Origin of the sequence: Flavobacterium sp. KACC 22758, assembly GCF_028736135.1 — a bacterium.
Classification (GTDB): domain Bacteria; phylum Bacteroidota; class Bacteroidia; order Flavobacteriales; family Flavobacteriaceae; genus Flavobacterium; species Flavobacterium johnsoniae.
Genome location: NZ_CP117878.1, coordinates 2,313,854 through 2,331,813, shown reverse-complemented (window position 1 = coordinate 2,331,813; position 17,960 = coordinate 2,313,854). Strand labels below are relative to the sequence as shown.

Sequence of the window (17,960 nt, the reverse complement as noted above, 5' to 3'; positions counted from 1 at the left end):
AAATAAGGGTTGTTTTGAACTCTTTTACAAATGAAAAATGTATTTTGAACCACTGTTTTGCAGATTATTTAAAGCATCACTCAAATCTGTTCCTCCATTGGAAGTAATAATTTTGAGCATGCTTTTTAAATCATTAAAATCATTTGGTTTTACAAAATAACCTAGTGCTCCCAGCTGAGAAGCCGTCTCCATATCATTTTTATGCGAAGATGTTGAAATCATGATCACAGGAATATCCTGATAGTTTTGATCTTTTTTTATTAATTTCAGACATTCCCATCCATTCATAATAGGCATATTAATATCCAGAAAGATAAGCTGTGGTTTTTCATTGTTGTCGTTTAGCATACGCCACGCCTGATCGCCGTTTTGTGCACAATGGCAGATAATATTTTCATTAACCATTTCTAAGGCCTCGCAAAACATTTCTATATCATCTCTGTCATCGTCAGCCAGTAAAATTATTTTTTTATTCATATTTAAATATCATTTTCTTCTTGTTTCAAAGGAAGCATTATAGTAAATACTGCTCCATTATATGGACTTCCTGATGCAGTTATAGTTCCTGCATGGCGTTCAACTATTTTTTTACAGAGCGATAACCCCAGACCTGTACCTTCATAAGAATCTTTAGAATTAAGTCTTGTAAAAGTTTCGAATATTCTTTCTGCCTGATTTTCGTTAAAACCAATTCCGTTATCTTCAACAGTAATAACGGCAAAATCATTATCCTGTTGTTTTATTATTTTTGATGATAATTTTACTTTAACCGGAACATCATTTTTAGCGAACTTAATAGAATTATTAATCAGGTTGTAAAAAAGCTGGTACAATAATACCTGTGCACCTTCCAGCACGGGAAGATTATCATAATAAATTTCACCGCCTGTTTTTTGTAAAGAAACTTCTAAATCAGTTTCAATATTTTTTAAAACTTCATTTAGATCCACTACTGTTGGTTTCTGCTGATCTGCATTTATTTTAGAATATGCCAGAACACCTTCTATCATGTTAAACATTCGATCTGATGCAACGTGTATTCTGTCAATGAATTTCTTTGCCGAGTCATCGAGTTTTCCTTCAAGATTATCTTCAAGCCTGCTTATAAAAGTCTTTATTTTTCGTACCGGTTCTTTTAAATCATGGGAAGCAACATGAGCAAACTGCTGTAAGTCTTCATTAGAACGCTGCAGTTCACGCGTGCGTTCGTTTATCAGGACTTCTAATTTTTCGGTAGCAGTTTTTTGTTCATGAATATCTGTAGATGTACCAAACCATTTTGTAATAACGCCTGATGCATCCCTGATAGGAACAGCTTTACTTAAATACCATCGATACTCTCCTGCAGCACTATCTTTTAATCGAAATTCAAGCTGATAAAAATTACCCGATTGAATACTCTTATACCAATTATCTTTAACTAATTCTACATCATCCGGGTGTAATACAGAAATCCAGCTCGAATCACCATATTCATTTTCTTTCAAATTCGTATACTCGTACCAGCGTTTATTGTAATAATCAATAAAACCATCCGGCCTGCTTGTCCATATAATCTGAGGTACCAAATCAGCAAGCTGTCGAAAATTTTCTGCACTTTCATTAATAATCTGCTGTACTTCTTTTTGTGAAGTAATATCACTTGCGGCACCAAACCACTCAATGATAGTATTATTATCGTCTAATATAGGAACTACTCTGGAAAAATTCCAGCCAATAGTTCCATTTGCGTTTAGAACTCTATGTTCTAATTGGAAAATACTTTTATTATCTATTGCTTCAGATATAAGTTTTAAAGCATTTTTCCGGTCATCAGGATGAATATAACTGTTAATCCAGTTAGAAACCGGTTCGCCTTCAGATGCATAAGAATCCAGTGTTTCTAAACTCCTCATTACAGTCCAGTCTGCATTCATACGATACACAAAGTCTGAAGAAGCATTTACCAAAGCTCTGAAACGCTTTTCGCTTTCTTCCATTTTGTTTCTTGCCGTAACCTGTTCTGTAACATCCTCTGCTACCTGAATCATTCCTGTTATTACGCCATCCTGAACTAAAGGGCGATATGCCAGATTATAATAATAGTCGCGCATTTCGCCTGTTCGGTTATGCTGAACAAGCACTTCTGCCTGATCAAAAGGAATTCCTTTATTGTAAACGTTCTGCACCTGTGTCCAAACATATTGCCCGTTTAATTCCGGAAGAACATCAATTAAACGCATGCCTATAATTTCTTCGCCACGGCCAATTAAAGCAAGCATTTGTCTATTAATCTGCTCGATTACCAAATCTGCTCCCATAAGAACCAATGTAGCCGAAGGTGTCTGGTGAATCATCGACTGTAGTCTGGATTCACTTTCTTCTATCCTTTTTCTTGCTAAAAACTGCTGTTCTTCTGCCAGTTTTATTTCTGTAATATCGCGTGTTGTTCCGGCTACCGCTTCTACTTCGCCCTGCTTATTAAAAACCGGAGCAAAAATGTAGTCATAAACTCTTCGCCCTAATTCTGCATGAGGAAAGGATACGGTGCCTCTAATCATTTTTTTATTAGCAGCAACATCGTCTATTTCTCTTTCATGCATCAATGCGTGCCATTCTTCGTAGCCGTTCTCTCTTAAGCCTTTACCTATAGCATCTTGTGCTGACTTGCCCCACATATCCAGCAAAGCTTTGTTGGCATACGTAAAATTATATGCAAGGTCAAATACATACACTAAATCTGGTGTGGTATTGGTAATGGAATTATAAAATCTTTCCTGCTTTTCAATCGCTGTTAGTGCGGCAATAAGATTGTTTCTCTTTGTTTTATATTCGGTTATGTTTTCAACAGTAACGATTAGTAAACCGTTTTTTTCTTCTGCCGTAAAGCGAAACCAATGTAATTGTTCTCTAATTTCAAAACTGATTTCAAAAGTAGAATTTATTCTATTTACGAAAGTTTCTGTAAATTTTTCGAGGAGAATATCTGCATCATAACGTTTGAAAATATCTGTAAAAAGCTGGTCTTTACATTGTTCAACTTCAAAATATTCTTGAATACGGGAATTGCAGAACAGTAGTAAGAAATCTTCAATCTTTTCTTTATTGTATACTGGCCGCAGTGCAATAAGACCGTTTGCCGCAGAGTTAAAAATTGTATAAAAAAGTTCATCATTACCTGTTAACCCCATTGCTGTAGAATATCTAAAAAAGCTTAATTGCCTTAACTGCTAATTGTCAAATATACTTTATTACCGTCGAATATTTAAAAAAAAACAGACAGTATAAAAATTAAAATTATTACAAGCCGCCCCGCATATTCTATCAAGTCTTAAAGCTGAATACGTATGAAAAATGAATACTTTAAATTTAAAAATATGAAGTATCCAAATCTCTTTAAAATTCTTTTTAAGGTGAACAATTGTTCTAAATGATTTCATTTGAGCTACAGATAACAAACCAAATATAAATTACCACTTTTAGTTTGTTTTTATATAATTCCCATTAATTTTTACAAAATTTTATGCTGGCTGCTTATTTCGTTTAAAAAAAACAAAACCCTTATGCATGCTGCATAAGGGTTATTGGATTTATTTAAATTAAAAAATATTATTGCAAATTATTTCACAATCAGTTTTTTAGAAATATTTAAAGCATTTGAATGAATTGTAACAACATATATTCCTGAAGCCAAATCATGACTAATTGCTGCCGATGAATTCAGTTTCTTTACTAAAACTTTTTTTCCGTTTATATCTGTAACTGTTATCGTTGCTGTATCATCTGGGCTTAACTCCGGTAATGCAATATTAAATTCATTATTAACTGACGGATTCGGGTAAATACTAACAGCAGTATTATTTTCGGCTGTTACTTCGGCTTCATTGATTTTTTTTGATGCCGAAGCTGCCTGAAACTGCCATTGTGCACTTTCCCAGCTATTTTGAGCTCCCACATATTGAGCAGAACCTGTTAGGTTTTCAATATGAATCATACTTCCTGTCTGCCATCTGTTTTTGATTCTTACCCAGGTTCCGTCTACATTTTCGGTTGACCATTGTGCGCTCCACCAGTCAGATCCTGCTGCTGTACACTGTACAGATCCTGTCAAATTTTCAATATGCATTACATCTCCTGTACCTACATTTTTCAAGATAAAGTTTGCAGCATCTACAGCTATTTTTTCCCATTTATAATTGTTATTTGCAACAGTTGCGCCATAACCTACATTAGCCCCTGCATCATATAAATAATTATTTGTCCATTTGTTTTTAATGGTAAAATAACTTCCTGTGGCAGTACTTACCGTAATTAAGGCTGTACTGGTTTTGTTTCCGTCTGCTGTGGTTACTGTAATTGTTGCTGTTCCATTAGCAACTGCTGTTACAAGTCCTGAAGCATTTACTGTAGCAACACCTGTATTGTTTGAACTATAACTTACTGATTTATTTGTTGCATTAGAAGGCAGAACAGTTGGTGTTAATTGTTGTGTTCCTCCTACTGATAATGATGCTGCATTAGGACTTAAACTAACGCTTGTTACAGCTGCAGCTGATGAATTTACAGTAATTACCGAAGATGCTGTTTTAGCTCCATCTTGCGTAGTAACCGTTATTGTTGCGGTTCCGGATGCAATCGCAGTAACTAAACCAAATGCATTTACTGTTGCCACGCCAGTATTATTAGAACTATACGATACATTTTTGTTTGTTGCATTTGCAGGAGCAATAGTCGGCGTTAATTGTTGTGTAGCGCCAGCACCCAGCGTTACTGTTGTTGGTGCAATTGTTACACCTGTTACCGGAACATTTGTTACAGAACAGTTACTGCTTTGTGTCCAAGAAAAATTGCCAATCGCACTAATTTCTTCATTAGCTGCTGCATTTCCTCCTCTGTTAGAATAATTCATATTGCAGTACGTTCCGTTTCCGTTGGGAGAACCCGCAATAAGTACAAAATAACCTCTGCCCCAATTTCTGTTAAGAGCATTGTTGTTTGGATATTCTTTTCCTGTTCCGTTAACTGTAATGTTTTTAAAACTAAGATTATAAATACCGTCTCCAGATCTTTTGCTTATAGAAATAGCATCATTTCTTGAATCTAAAATATCGATATTATACAACTGAACGTTCTTAACCTGAGTTCCTGCATTGCTGGCGCTGAAAATATCTACTGCCGCAACAGGATTGTTATACGTATCATTAAAAGTACCACACGTACTTACTGTAATATCGTGTATTTCATGGGTTCCGTCATTATTAAATGGTGCACCATCAAAATTATTGCTCACACGAATACCTGCTTCCAGATTGTCTTTAATAATCAGGTTGTAAGCTTTATTATTTTTCCCACCATAAATAGCCAGTCCGCAGGCACGCCAGCAGTTTTCTGACGTATTATATCTAAAAGTATTGTTGATACATTCCTGCCCGTTAGCAGACCAGATTGCCTGATCGTCGTCACCGTTATTTCTAAAATTACAATGTTCAACAATAGCATTTGCAGTTCCTTTGCAAAGGTTAATTCCATCAGCATAATTATTTCTAAAACGGCAGTGTGATAAGGTAAATCCATCTGCAATTGCAGGGCCGCCAACATTATATTGAGCAATCCATGCGCCGCATTCAAAATGTTCTGCCCAGATATTTTTTATTGTTGAACCAGATGTAAATACACCATTTATCGCTTTATAAGAATTACTTCTTGAAGCAGAATTTGTCGTTAAATACAAATCTGAAAAAGAAATGTTACTTGCATTGGCTCTCAATCCTCCGTTACCGCTGCTGGTATTGGTAAAATTAATCTGTGTGTACCACATTCCCGCTCCAATTAAAGAGGTATTGGCAGAACCAAAATACAATTCGCGGTTCACATTAAAAACCCCGCTTGGAACAAATATTTTTTTACCGCCGTTGGCATCAATAAAAGTTTGAAGATCACTTCCGTTTCCTGTATAAGTTACAGAACCTGAAGGCGCTGTTACTGCAGCCGGAATGGGTTCCATTTCGGCAAAATCCAAGTGAATATTACCCGTTTCTCTTACCAAACGCAATGTTCCGGATACTGGTATTTTACTTGGAAGTTTATAACGTACTTCATCAAAACGCATTCTTGGATTTTGGTTTGTAATTCCGTTGTTATTTGGATTTCCATTACTCCACAAATATTCCCATGACCATGTCGAAGTCAAAGTAAGCGTTGTAATTTTTGTACTGCCATTATATACGCCTATTGTTCCAGACTGACCGTCAGGAACGCTATATCGAATAACGAGTCCGTCTGCAGCCTCAGTTAAAGTCCATTGAACTGCTGCATTTGACGCAGACATATTCACACAAATTTGATCTGAAGCTTCTGACTGTAAATCAGCTTGATTATACGATTTTGCAGTTACTGAAGCTCCATTAGACAATTGTCCTAAGTTTGCTTCGTATCTTTTATAAGCTGCATCATAATAACCTCGCTGCGCATACAAATTTGAAGTTAAAAGAACGAAAAAAATCCACATTATAAAGTGGCAGCTTTTTTCTCTTTTAAATAAAATACCATGTAATTGTTTTCTCATAATTTTCGGTTTTTTAAATAGTTAGTTCCTAGAAATAGGATTATAACGAAACTAGACCTAAAAAAAAGATTACAAAAAAAGTGGAATAAAAATCAAGATATCTAAAACGTTTTCAAACAAATAAAACACTGAAAATCAATTAAATAAAATTTTAATACAAATAAAAAATCAAGAACTTATCTAGATGAGAAGTTCATAATTTTTACTCAAATTAATAAGAATATGGAAATTTTTAACATCATAAATTATAATATTCTCTTTTCTTAAAAATAAAACTGAGTATTATTTATTCTAATAAAAACTAATCCGAAGCATTAAATTAAAAATGTACTTTCATAACTTGCAAAAAATCTTAACTAATACCAACAATGACGTCATTGCATATAAAAACGCCTCGTCTAATTATAAGACATCTCAATATACATGATTTGTCTAACTTTATTATTTACCGCTCGAATCCAGAAGTTACAAAATATCAAGGTTTTGATGTTATGAATTTAGAACAGGCAGAAGAGTTTATAACAGAAAACGCTGCTAAATATTTTGGAAAAGCCGGTGAATGGGTACAATATGCAATTGAAAATCGCGAAACCAAACAGCTAATTGGCGACTGTGCCATTCAACTTGATCAATACGATACAAGAATTGCCGAAATTGGAATTACTATTTCACATCTGGAACAAAGAAAAGGGTTTGCAAAAGAAACTTTATTAGGCATTTTGACTTTTTTATTTGATGAATTAAAATTACACCGTGTAGTCGAAATAGTCGATGCAGAGAATACAGCTTCAATTAAACTATTGCAGAGTGTCGGTTTTAAACAAGAAGGTCATTTTATAGAAAACATATTTTTTAAAGGGAAATGGGGAAGTGAATTTCAATATGCAATGTTAAAAAGAGAATGGGACGAACGAAAGTAATCAAGGCTTTGAATGGCAAACGATTAATAAAAGTTTTTTTCGTATTTTTGTAAAAATTCAATACTCCCATGAAACGTTCCGGTACAGCAGATCTTCCATTACATTATGGACAAGTGCCGTTATGGCTTTCTGAACGAATGTCTAAGCTTGGCCTGGCAATTGTAGAAACTATTGCTTTAGAATTTTCTACTTCTGAAGTGATAAGCAAATTAAGCAATCCGTTTTGGTTTCAAAGTTTTGGCGCTGTTATGGGAATGGACTGGCATTCATCCGGAATTACTACTTCTGTACTTGGCGCCTTAAAAAAATCTGTCAATCCGCATTCAAAAGAACTTGGAATTTACATTTGCGGAGGAAAAGGCAAACATTCGCTTTTAACACCTCAGGAACTTTTATTTGTAGGCGAAAAAACAGGACTTGACGGAAATAATCTTGCAAACTGCAGTAAACTTGCTGCTAAAGTAGACAATACAGCCATTCAGGATGGTTTTCAATTGTATCAGCACAATTTTATTGTTGATAATATGGGACAATGGGCTGTCATTCAGCAGGGAATGAACCCCGATTCTAAAACTGCCAGAAGATATCATTGGCATTCACAGGATTTAAAATCTTTTATTGAAGAGCCTCATACCTTTATTTATGGAGAAAATCAAGGAACAATTTTAAACCTTACCGCTCAGGCTGCTTCAAAATCCAGAGAAGGAATTTTAGAATTATCTAAAGAATCTCCTGCAAAAATCATGAAGGAAATGCAATATCTTTCTATGCCTGCACATCATGATGTGAGAATGGAAGATGTAAACATGAAAAGACTTGGTGCAATGCTTTGGGCAACACACGAAAATAAACCTGAGGATTTTGAAGAATTACTGCTTTTAAAAGGAATGGGACCAAGAGCTTTACAATCACTCGCATTAGTGAGTGAAGTTATTTACGGCACTCCTACCCGATTTGAAGATCCTGCGCGCTTTTCATTTGCACACGGAGGTAAAGACGGACATCCGTTTCCGGTTCCTGTAACTATATATGATGAAACTATAAATACATTACAACGGGCAATTAACCGGGCGAAAATTGGCAATGGCGATAAGATTGAAGCAATTAAAAAATTATCTGAAATCTCCAGAAAAGCGGAACAGAGTTTTACACCCAATTCTAATTTTGACGCTTTGATTCAAAAAGAACGAAATGAATCCTATAAATATGGAGGAAAAACTGTTTTTGGCGATGCCAAACCTCCTAAAAAAAGACCTCCAAATACAAATAATCAGCTTGAATTATTTTAAGAATCTGAAAAGCTTAATCATAAAAAAAACCTTCAAAATCAACTGACTTTGAAGGTTTTATTTTTGCTTTATAAAAAATATTACATTTCGTTTAATTCATTAAACTCGTGTAAAGATTTTAATGTGTTTTCGTAGAATAAAATCGCCGCGATAAGGTTTCCTTTATCAGAGTAAGGCATCATTTTTCTTTGAAACTCTACTGTAGTATCTAAGAAAGTTGATGTTCCAACCGCTTGATTGTCTAATATTTTTTTGTGATCTCCATCGTCTGGAATACCTAAATCTGCCATTGTAACGCCAGGTTTAGTAACCAAAGCAATATAAGGAAGCGTTTTAACTAAAACTTTAATACGCTCAATGTACAATTCCAATAGTTCTCCTTTTTGCATACCGCTCAATTCTTTTTGATCGTGGTATTTACGGATTAAGGCTGTTGTACTGATGATACTTCTTGGGGCGTTTTTTGCCTGTGCCGAAACAGCTGCCGTTGTCAAGAAGAAAAGGACACTTAAAAAAATAATTTTGCTCTTCATTTTCGTAGATCTAATAGGTTCTTGGTTAGGGCAAAAATATGCAAATTAAGTTAAATTGCAACTTTATTATTTTCTTTTTTTTAGAAAACTTTAACAGTTGGCGTTTTTCTGTCTTTTTAAGACTTAATTATTCTAAAACGGCCGGGATATTTAATAAAAATACTTTTTTTGTTTCCGTAATAATCCATAAATTCTTCACATACAAAAACAGCATGTGCTTTTGACCATGCTACTACGCCGCAAAATTCACTTCCCTCCTGTCTTCCTAATTTTTCGATTTGTTTTCCAAGCTTAAAACCCAAATACTTATAAATTGTCGGCGTATAAACCGTACCATCTTCTAAATCTTCCAAAGCTTCATCAAAAGTTTTCTCTTTATCAATGATCTGCTTGTATTTTGCCATTACGGCATAAGTCAAAACCGCATAGTCAGTTATTTTTTCGCTGTCGCAGTTATCCTTAATAAATACAAATCCTGCAGAAATTTTAGCTCTGTTTAGTTCTTCACTTTTTAAATTGAATGAGGCATTATTTTTTAATGTTATTTTTTGCAGATTATCATCTATTTTTTCAGTTTCAAAAAGATTATCTAATCCGTAAACATTTAAAGAGGCTTTTATAAAAGCAATTGATGAGCAGTTAGTACGTTCTCCCTGCTTAAAGCTTTCGAATATTTTATCTGAACTTAATTGAGAATACGAGGTTGAACAGATGAACATTAAAAATAAAAATAGTGGAGTAACAGATTTCATTGTAATAAAATTTTATAATATGGTTCTCAACTTTTTTAGAAAAAATCTGAGAGTTTACAAATCTATAAAAATCAAATCATAGTTTCTTTTTACTTCTTCATTTTTGTCAAAAATTGTAAACAATCTTCTAATTGGTCCTTTTCTGTCATCGAAAATAAAAAAGTCTCAAAAAATTGAGACTTTTATTTTATTTTTTTTCTTCGTTATTCAACTTATCATCAAAATCAGGCTCTTCGCCTTTAAATTCATGAGTATCAACATCATAATTTTCATCATTTGTTAAAACTTCATCATGATCTTTATATTGATGTTTTCTTGTGTCGCTTCGATTATCTGATCCGCTTGGTTTAGCAGCATTCGGATTTTGATTATTTGTGCCCATAATTTCAAGTTTTAAATTTTAATAAAATTACTTCAAATACAAAAAACGGCGCTTACATAATCATCTGTAAAAGTTATAAAATATACTTCCAAAACAAAACACAAATTATTTAATATTAAACCATTGCAAGCAGAATACAATCTTAATTCCGAAATTTTGAAGCCGTTTTGACAAACCCATCTTTTGTCATAAATTTGCACACCAGAAAACGCAGAAAAATTCACGTTTTAAAGTCCGGTAAAATAAGAGAAAGTGGAAAGATCAGAAAACGAAAAAACAAGCTGGACTATTTGTAAAGAATGCCAAGGAAGTGGTAAAAAAAACCGCGGACTAAGCAATAAAGCCCGTCGTGATTATCAAACAGCATTAAATTTATTTCAAACAAATAACAACGAAGGCAAAGCTCCTGTCCGCCCAAAAGCACACTTATACACCTGCACAAAATGCAACGGATCTGGTTTAATTTCTTCACTAAATTTTCCTGAACCAGACAATAAAAACCTGCCCCATATTGCCATTATTGGTGCCGGTATTGGCGGTACGGCTCTCGCTGTGGCTTGTTTGCACAGAGGGATTCCTTTTACACTTTTTGAACGTGATGCTGATTTCGAAGCCCGTTCTCAGGGTTACGGACTTACTTTACAGCAGGCTAGTAAGGCAATAGAAGGTTTAGGTATTTTTTCATTAGACGAAAAAGTTATTTCGACAAGACACTTGGTTCATACTACTGAAGGAAAAGTTATTGGCGAATGGGGAATTCGAAAATGGCTGCAGTCTAATGCAAAAACAACTTCTAAACGCACCAATATGCACATCGCCAGGCAGTCTTTGCGTTTGTCTTTGCTTGAACAGCTTGGCGGACATGATAAAGTTCAATGGGGACATCAATTAATTGATTTTAACCAAAATGATAAAAATATTGATCTCAATTTTCAGGTAAACGGCGAAACTAAAACTTATAAAGCAGATCTTGTTGTTGGTGCTGACGGAATTCGCAGTTCTGTTCGAAAGTTGCTGATTGGCGATGAAATTACGCCTTTACGTTATTTGGACTGCATTGTAATATTAGGAATCTGCCCATTGAGCGCTCTTGAAAATCTAGAAAGTCCTTTGCTCGACGGTGCAACGGTTTTTCAAACGGCAAACGGCAATGAACGTATCTACATTATGCCTTATAAATCAGATTCTATAATGTGGCAGCTTAGTTTTCCAATGTCTGAAAACGATGCAAAAATATTAAGTGCAAAAGGTCCAAAAGCACTCAAAGAAGAAGCCTGCCGCAGGACACAGTGGCACGATCCTATTCCGCAGATATTAATGGCAACCCAAGAAGCCCAGATTTCAGGATATCCTGTTTATGACCGCGAATTGCTGCAGCCAGATTTATTAAAAAATGCCGGTTCAGTAACTTTAATTGGCGATGCTGCTCACCCAATGAGTCCGTTTAAAGGACAAGGAGCTAATCAGGCATTACTAGACGCGCTGACACTGGCACGTGGAATTGTAAAAAGATGCCAGACTTCTTCTGAATGGAGAAAAACTGGAATTAGAGAAATTGTATTAACAGAATTTGAAGCTGAAATGATAGAACGCAGTGCTATAAAAGTAAAAGGTTCTGCAGATGCAGCTCAGTTTTTACATTCGGAAATTGTACTCTATGAAGGCGACGAACCAAGAGGCCGCTGTTTAAAGAAAAAAGAAATATAGAAAACTCATTATACAAAAAAGCCCATTCCTGTTTAGGTTTGGGCTTTTTTAGTCTTACAACTGAGGTATTTTAAAGCTGATTCAAATAATTAATTATTAGCCAGCGCTTTTAAAGCAATATATTTTTCAAGACTTTTAAAATCATGCCCTTTTGCACGCATCGATTTAATATAAGCCGGAGTTGTACCAATTGCTTTTGCTCCCACAATTTCTTCGAGATCAAGATTATCAAACCCTAGACTTTTGTATTCTTTTACTAAATCTGGTGAAATATTCTGAGATTTTAAAGCCATTAGATTTTCTGCCGAAATGTTTTTATAACCGGCATTTTGAAAACTTTTAACGTATTCTGGAGTTACATTTAAAGACTTTAATCCAATAAGATCACCGTTTGAAAGGTTGTTATATCCTAATGCTTTAAAAGAATCAATAAAAGCCTTATCAACGTTTAATGCTTTAAAAGCAATGATATTATCGTCGTCGTTGTCATCATTATTGTTTCTGTTGTTATTTTCAGCGTTATCGCTTTTTTTACCTGAACTGCGGAAATCATTGATATATTTTCCGTCAATACCCTGAGATTTTAAGGCAATAATATTACTTGGACTAACATCTTTATAACCTGAACTGCGAATTTCTTCAATAAAAGCTTTGTCTATTCCTAATGATTTAAAAGGAACAAGATTTTCTAAATCAATATCCGGAATAGCTTTTTTGATTGAAGTTATATAAGCTTCATTTACATCTAAAGCAGCAAGCGGAATAACCTGATCTTTATCTAAATTATTAAAGCCGTTTTTCTTAAGCATCTGCACATAAGAGACTTTGATATTAATTAAAAAGAACACCATTAGATCATTATCTTTTTTAATATCTAATCCTTCTTTGTTCATAGCGGTGCTGTAATCTTTATTTGCAGTAAATTTATAAGTTCCCATTCCTTTGTCACCTTCAAATTTTCCATTAAAATTCATGGTTCCTGCTTCGCGCGTCAAAGTAAAATCGCCTTGTTTATCTCTCGGAATACCGCTTAATTCACGTAATTGAAAAGTATGCGAAGAATTATTATGCTGATCACTTTTAAAGCTGATTTCTATAGAATCGCCTTTGATAACGGCAAACCAGTTCCCATCGGTTTTCATTTCATCTTCAACGATAACATTTTGTTTCGATTCGCCTTTAGAATTTAAAGACTGGCTCTGCGCTGCCGATTGATTAAAAAGGCAGGCAAAAAGCACCATTAGCGGCACAAGGAAAAAATATTTCCATGTGGTGTGCACATTTGATTTTTTTGAGTTCATCATGATGATTCGTTTTTTTAATAATGATTGATTATAGTTAGTTGTAAGACTCAAAGGAAATTGCGGCGCAGCTACTTTTAACAAACTAAACTGATAACTCTCTCTTTCAACCGTATCGTGCTGCAGCATTTGATCATCGGTTAAAAATTCAAGATTAGTTTCGAGTGCTTTTCGCCACTGCCATGCAAACGGATTAAACCATTGAAAAACCAAAACAACCTCTGCAAGCAGAAGATCTATGGTATGTTTCTGTTCAATATGGATTTTTTCGTGAAGCAGAATTTGGTTGTAGGTTTCCCATTCGTATTTTTCAGGATTGATAAAAATGTTATTACCAAAAGAACACGGCGCTTTATCGCCCGTTATTTCAACAATACGAAACTTTCCATCCTGAATTGCAGATCCTGAATAGGATCTAAAAAGCAATATAAGGGCCTGCATTAAAAAATTAAGACCAAATATTACCACACCAAACCAGTATAAATAAATTATACCCTGCAGTAAGACATCAACATTGATTACTTGTTTTGTCTCCTCAACAGGTGCAGGCTGAATAGATTTTTCTTTTGATGTTTGAGCCGCAGCAGTTCCAGTTGGGATTTTTACAGCCTCAATAGACTGTTCTGCTGCATTTTTTCTAAATGATAATTGCTGCGGCACCGGAATTAAAGGCAGTGTAAATGCCAATACCATACAAAAAAGCAGTACATATCTGTTCAAATGAAAAAAAGTTTCTTTTTGCAGCAGCAGTTTGTAAAACAAAAAACAAGCCGAAAGAATAAGCGCGGTGTATAAGATATAAGGTATCATATTTTTTCTTTTTTAATGATGCTCACAATTTCATCTAATTCCTTATCTGAAAGCTTTTGTTCTTTTGCAAAAAAAGCTAACATTCTGGGATATGAGTTATCAAAATATTGACTGACAATATCTTTAAGGGCAAACTGCTGGTATTCTTCCCTGCTGATTATTGGAAAAAAGCAATGCATATTTCCGGCGGTTTCAAAACTTAAAAAACCTTTTTCGGCAAGAATCTTTACTATAGTGGCTACACTATTGTAATGCGGTTTCGGATCTGGAAGCAGCGGGATTATATCTCGTATAAAAGCTTTATTTAAATCCCAAAATACCTGCATGATCTGTTCTTCTCGTTTGGCTAATTTTATCATAGTTGAAATATTTTGATGCAAGATACTACTAATTAATTAGTAGACAAACTAATTTGTTAGTTTTTTAACTAATAAGTTAGTAATTCAATCGACACGAACACAAAAAACCTGAACACAAACTCTTTCCAAAACACTGATTTACTATATCTTAACTTATAATCAAACATAAAACAGGAACACTCAAAAAGCATGATGTATAACCGGAGCATCAAAAAGAATGGAACTTGAAACTATAAATAGAGTTTAAAAAAATGCTTTAAAATTTGGAGTAAAGCTATTTTTGTATAATTTTGTACCAATCATTACAAAATCAAAAATCAAAAATGAGAGGAAGACCAACAATCTACGAAGACGCTGATGTTGTAAAAAAAGCACAAGAAGTTTTTTGGCAGAAAGGATACAGCGCCACTTCATTGAGCGATTTGCAAAAAGCCACCGGCGCCGGAGCCGGAAGTTTTTACAACACTTTTAAAGGCGGTAAAAAAGAGGTTTTTCAAAAAGCCATTGAAGAACGACGATTGGCCTTTGATGCTTTTAAAATTGAATTGAGTAAGAGCGACTCTCCCTTAGAATTAATCAAAGATTTTTTTAGAAGTATCGCTTCCGCAGAAGAAAATGAGCACCTTAAAGGCTGTATTATTGCTAATACGGTTGTAGAAATGACTTTTATTGATGAAGCTTTGGAAGCCAATGCGGTTCAGATTTTAAAAGAAGTCGAACAAATGTTTACTCAGGCTATTAAAAACGAACAAATAAAAGGAAACCTAAAAACGCAGACAGATCCCGAAATACTGGGCAGATATTTAATAACATTTTGGTGCGGACTTAATACACTTCGCCGAATGTATCCGGACAAAAACGTCCTAAGAAATCAAATAGAAATGCAATTAGCTGTTATCAGCTAATTTTTTTGACTATTTATGTATCGATCATTACAAAAATTAAAACAATAAAAAATGAATTTAAAATTAGAAGGAAAAAAAGCTTTCATCAGCGGTTCGACACAAGGAATTGGTTTTGCGATTGCGAAACAATTATTAAATGAAAAAGCCGAAGTTATTATTAACGGAAGAAATGAAGAAAAAACCAACCTGGCGGTTCAAAAATTAAAAGATGAATTTCCAAATGCCGCAGTTTCAGGTATTGTGTGCGATTTTGGAAATAAAGCAGAAGTAACCGCATTATTAAACCTGCTAAGCAATATTGACATTTTAATAAACAACGTAGGTGTTTTTGAATTAAAAGATTTTGAAACGATAGAAGACGAAGACTGGTACCGAATTTTTGAGATTAATGTAATGAGCAGTATCAAACTTTCTAAGAAACTTTTACCGCAGATGCTTCAGAAAAAATCTGGAAGAATTATTTTCATCAGCAGTGAATCTGGTGTGAATATTCCCGGAAACATGATTCATTACGGAATGACAAAAGCGGCTATGATGGCTGTTGGCAATGGTCTATCGAAACTAACTTTAGGAACTGAAGTTACTGTCAATACTATTTTAGGCGGTCCAACTTATTCTGATGGTGTTGCCTCAGCAATTGAACATATTGCTTCTTTACAAAATATAGAAGTTGAGCAAATGAAAAGCGCTATTATACAGCAGACGAATCCGCATTCTTTATTACAGCGTTTTATCGATCCGGCAGAAATTGCTTCTCTGGCTGTTTATTTGTCAAGCCCGCTTGCCATTGCAACAAACGGTTCTTGTCTTAGAGCCGATGGAGGCGTTTTAAAAACGGTATAACTTAAATCTAAAAATCCTGTTTAGTTAACCTAAACAGGATTAAAAGCCAACCCATTATATTTACATTTTATTTAAAACACTATTCTAATCAGCACCGCCGTCAACGCTGTCAAAAGTTTCTCTTTCTTTTGGTCTGATGCTGTATTTTACAGAAACCATTGGCCCGTAATACACATCAAACTGGGTTCCGTTTGTGCGAAGCTGCATCTGCCCTATTATTCCTGCCAGAAAATGAACATTTGGTGTTATACCTGCACTGTAATACACAGATAATCTAAAAAGATCAAAATGTTCTTTCGCATAATCTTTAGAAGCAAATTTCAGCATCAGCTCTGTATAATATCCTAAATTGGGAGCCAGAAACAATGGTTTTTCTTTTGTTTGACGCAGATAATGGTTTACGCCGAATCTTGCTCTTATTCTTGGAATTGTTTGATGAGTGCCGGTTCTGTCATCAAAAAATTTAGTTTCAAAACGAACCTGTTCAAAAATAGATCCTTTAGGCATTTCCTGAGAAAAAGTTCCCATTACAATAAGTCTGTTTTCGAGAGTTTCGTAGTTTCCGGCTTCTTCTACAGCATATTTTTGATTGTGTGCATAACCAAGCCATAGTTTGATATTTTTAAATCCCGAATATATCAGCCATGGTCTTACTACTACTCTTTGTGTATATTCAAACGGATTTCCATTTGTATAAGCTCCTTGTGTAACTAACTGTACATCGGCTTGTCCGCTTAAATGCCATTTGTCATAAATAGGGAACGCAACATCGATTTCTTCAATAGAAGCCGGTATAAAACCTATTGAATAAGGCGCGTCCTGAGCTTTTAAAATTTGCGAAGCCAAGACACAATATAGTAGTATACAACCTTTTTTAATCGTGCTCATAAATTTCGATTTACACATCTAAAAAGAAAACATCCTGATAGAAGTGTAACAAAGATAAAAGCTGGAAATAGTTTCTTTTGAAATTTACAGGTTGCAGATTATAAAATGAAACAAAGTTTTCGATGTAATTAATATTTCCCGGTCAGTTTTCGCTGGTATCTTTAGTTTTCTTTTTGTAGGTCAGTTTGTCGATCTCCTTGAGAAATTCAGAATCGAATTCAGAATAAGCACGCAAAGTATATTTTTCGTCTCTCTTTTGCATCACCAGACGAATTTTCTGCACCATTAACCAAATAGGTTCGTAGCGTTTGTGGCCTAATAAATACTGAATCTGCAATATGGAAAATTTTCTTTTAGAAAGCGTCATCAATTCAATACAGATCATCCAGTATTTTATAGGCAGATTTGAATTTTCCATCACGGTTCCCGACCGCAGGCTCATTCTGCTGCCGCATTTTTTGCATTGAAATTTTAAATCAACTCTTCGAAACGAATGCTGATTATGTGCGCATTTCCTGCAAGACAAACCATTTTGCAGCCGTTTGTCTCTTAATTCTTCAATACAGGTTTCTTCGTCGTGGTATTTTTCGAAGTACTTTCGTAATTCCATTTACTAAATTTGTTTACGGACTAAATATAAATCAATCTTCGCAGACAAAAAATGGCATGAAATAAAAAAGAGGAAATTCAAAATAGAAAATCCTCTTTTAAAATTATAAATTAGGGC

14 protein-coding genes and 1 pseudogene are annotated in these 17,960 nt (G+C 34.5%); 5 read left to right on the top strand and 10 right to left on the bottom strand.

Annotation, left to right across the window (positions count from 1 at the left end; genetic code table 11):
* Positions 1–24 precede the first annotated feature (24 nt).
* From PQ462_RS10035 to PQ462_RS10025, 3 genes are all read right to left on the bottom strand, one after another.
* On the bottom strand, positions 25–477 hold the full coding sequence (locus tag PQ462_RS10035) for a response regulator (RefSeq protein WP_274253346.1): 453 nt from the start codon (positions 475–477) through the stop codon (positions 25–27).
* A gap of 2 nt (positions 478–479) precedes the next feature.
* The gene (locus tag PQ462_RS10030) at positions 480–3,170 is read right to left on the bottom strand and encodes a PAS domain-containing sensor histidine kinase (RefSeq protein ID WP_274253345.1); all 2,691 of its coding nucleotides are present in this window, start codon (positions 3,168–3,170) and stop codon (positions 480–482) included.
* 428 nt (positions 3,171–3,598) lie between these two features.
* Positions 3,599–6,544, bottom strand: a complete 2,946-nt coding sequence (locus tag PQ462_RS10025; protein ID WP_274253344.1) for an Ig-like domain-containing protein — start codon at positions 6,542–6,544, stop codon at positions 3,599–3,601.
* 368 nt (positions 6,545–6,912) lie between these two features.
* Here PQ462_RS10025 and PQ462_RS10020 point away from each other — a divergent pair, with 368 nt between their 5' ends.
* Positions 6,913–7,464 (top strand): GNAT family N-acetyltransferase, encoded by a 552-nt coding sequence (locus PQ462_RS10020; RefSeq protein ID WP_274253343.1) that lies wholly within the window; start codon positions 6,913–6,915, stop codon positions 7,462–7,464.
* Between the two features lie 68 nt (positions 7,465–7,532).
* On the top strand, positions 7,533–8,753 hold the full coding sequence (locus PQ462_RS10015) for a DUF763 domain-containing protein (RefSeq protein WP_012025191.1): 1,221 nt from the start codon (positions 7,533–7,535) through the stop codon (positions 8,751–8,753).
* A gap of 80 nt (positions 8,754–8,833) precedes the next feature.
* On the opposite strand, the gene PQ462_RS10010 is transcribed toward PQ462_RS10015, so the two are convergent.
* The 3 genes from PQ462_RS10010 to PQ462_RS10000 form a co-directional block, all read right to left on the bottom strand.
* Positions 8,834–9,286 (bottom strand): hypothetical protein, encoded by a 453-nt coding sequence (locus tag PQ462_RS10010; RefSeq protein ID WP_012025192.1) that lies wholly within the window; start codon positions 9,284–9,286, stop codon positions 8,834–8,836.
* Positions 9,287–9,402: 116 nt separating this feature from the next.
* Entirely contained in the window at positions 9,403–10,038 is a 636-nt protein-coding gene (locus PQ462_RS10005; RefSeq protein ID WP_073409493.1) for a hypothetical protein, read from the bottom strand.
* A gap of 187 nt (positions 10,039–10,225) precedes the next feature.
* Positions 10,226–10,420, bottom strand: coding sequence for a hypothetical protein (locus PQ462_RS10000; protein ID WP_274253342.1), 195 nt, complete (start codon positions 10,418–10,420; stop codon positions 10,226–10,228).
* A gap of 252 nt (positions 10,421–10,672) precedes the next feature.
* Between PQ462_RS10000 and PQ462_RS09995 the strand changes: the two genes are divergently transcribed.
* Complete coding sequence (locus PQ462_RS09995; RefSeq protein WP_274253341.1) at positions 10,673–12,127, top strand: FAD-dependent oxidoreductase; 1,455 nt, start codon at positions 10,673–10,675, stop codon at positions 12,125–12,127.
* An 89-nt stretch (positions 12,128–12,216) separates the two neighbouring features.
* Here the strand turns inward: PQ462_RS09995 and PQ462_RS09990 are convergent, their stop codons facing one another.
* Together PQ462_RS09990 and PQ462_RS09985 are read right to left on the bottom strand one after the other, a co-directional pair.
* Positions 12,217–14,238, bottom strand: coding sequence for a M56 family metallopeptidase (locus tag PQ462_RS09990; protein ID WP_274253340.1), 2,022 nt, complete (start codon positions 14,236–14,238; stop codon positions 12,217–12,219).
* The gene (locus tag PQ462_RS09985) at positions 14,235–14,597 is read right to left on the bottom strand and encodes a BlaI/MecI/CopY family transcriptional regulator (RefSeq protein ID WP_012025197.1); all 363 of its coding nucleotides are present in this window, start codon (positions 14,595–14,597) and stop codon (positions 14,235–14,237) included. Before PQ462_RS09985 ends, PQ462_RS09990 begins: the two co-directional genes overlap by 4 nt.
* A gap of 323 nt (positions 14,598–14,920) precedes the next feature.
* Here PQ462_RS09985 and PQ462_RS09980 point away from each other — a divergent pair, with 323 nt between their 5' ends.
* Positions 14,921–15,502, top strand: coding sequence for a TetR/AcrR family transcriptional regulator (locus PQ462_RS09980; RefSeq protein WP_274253339.1), 582 nt, complete (start codon positions 14,921–14,923; stop codon positions 15,500–15,502).
* A gap of 51 nt (positions 15,503–15,553) precedes the next feature.
* Positions 15,554–16,345: an SDR family NAD(P)-dependent oxidoreductase gene (locus PQ462_RS09975; protein WP_274253338.1), complete on the top strand. Its 792-nt coding sequence runs from the start codon at positions 15,554–15,556 to the stop codon at positions 16,343–16,345.
* An 84-nt stretch (positions 16,346–16,429) separates the two neighbouring features.
* Here PQ462_RS09975 and PQ462_RS09970 read toward each other — a convergent pair whose 3' ends face one another.
* Together PQ462_RS09970 and PQ462_RS09965 are read right to left on the bottom strand one after the other, a co-directional pair.
* Positions 16,430–17,233, bottom strand: coding sequence for a DUF2490 domain-containing protein (locus tag PQ462_RS09970; RefSeq protein WP_274253337.1), 804 nt, complete (start codon positions 17,231–17,233; stop codon positions 16,430–16,432).
* Between the two features lie 148 nt (positions 17,234–17,381).
* Positions 17,382–17,843 (bottom strand): annotated as a pseudogene (locus PQ462_RS09965) (IS1595 family transposase); the annotation flags it as partial.
* Positions 17,844–17,960 lie beyond the last annotated feature (117 nt).

Bases quoted from the DNA above. Each gene is read 5' to 3' on its own strand.
- PQ462_RS10035 (WP_274253346.1), bottom strand. From the start codon at position 477: ATGAATAAAAAAATAATTTTACTGGCTGACGATGACAGAGATGATATA.
- PQ462_RS10030 (WP_274253345.1), bottom strand. From the start codon at position 3,170: ATGGGGTTAACAGGTAATGATGAACTTTTTTATACAATTTTTAACTCT.
- PQ462_RS10025 (WP_274253344.1), bottom strand. From the start codon at position 6,544: ATGAGAAAACAATTACATGGTATTTTATTTAAAAGAGAAAAAAGCTGC.
- PQ462_RS10020 (WP_274253343.1), top strand. From the start codon at position 6,913: ATGACGTCATTGCATATAAAAACGCCTCGTCTAATTATAAGACATCTC.
- PQ462_RS10015 (WP_012025191.1), top strand. From the start codon at position 7,533: ATGAAACGTTCCGGTACAGCAGATCTTCCATTACATTATGGACAAGTG.
- PQ462_RS10010 (WP_012025192.1), bottom strand. From the start codon at position 9,286: ATGAAGAGCAAAATTATTTTTTTAAGTGTCCTTTTCTTCTTGACAACG.
- PQ462_RS10005 (WP_073409493.1), bottom strand. From the start codon at position 10,038: ATGAAATCTGTTACTCCACTATTTTTATTTTTAATGTTCATCTGTTCA.
- PQ462_RS10000 (WP_274253342.1), bottom strand. From the start codon at position 10,420: ATGGGCACAAATAATCAAAATCCGAATGCTGCTAAACCAAGCGGATCA.
- PQ462_RS09990 (WP_274253340.1), bottom strand. From the start codon at position 14,238: ATGATACCTTATATCTTATACACCGCGCTTATTCTTTCGGCTTGTTTT.
- PQ462_RS09985 (WP_012025197.1), bottom strand. From the start codon at position 14,597: ATGATAAAATTAGCCAAACGAGAAGAACAGATCATGCAGGTATTTTGG.
- PQ462_RS09980 (WP_274253339.1), top strand. From the start codon at position 14,921: ATGAGAGGAAGACCAACAATCTACGAAGACGCTGATGTTGTAAAAAAA.
- PQ462_RS09975 (WP_274253338.1), top strand. From the start codon at position 15,554: ATGAATTTAAAATTAGAAGGAAAAAAAGCTTTCATCAGCGGTTCGACA.
- PQ462_RS09970 (WP_274253337.1), bottom strand. From the start codon at position 17,233: ATGAGCACGATTAAAAAAGGTTGTATACTACTATATTGTGTCTTGGCT.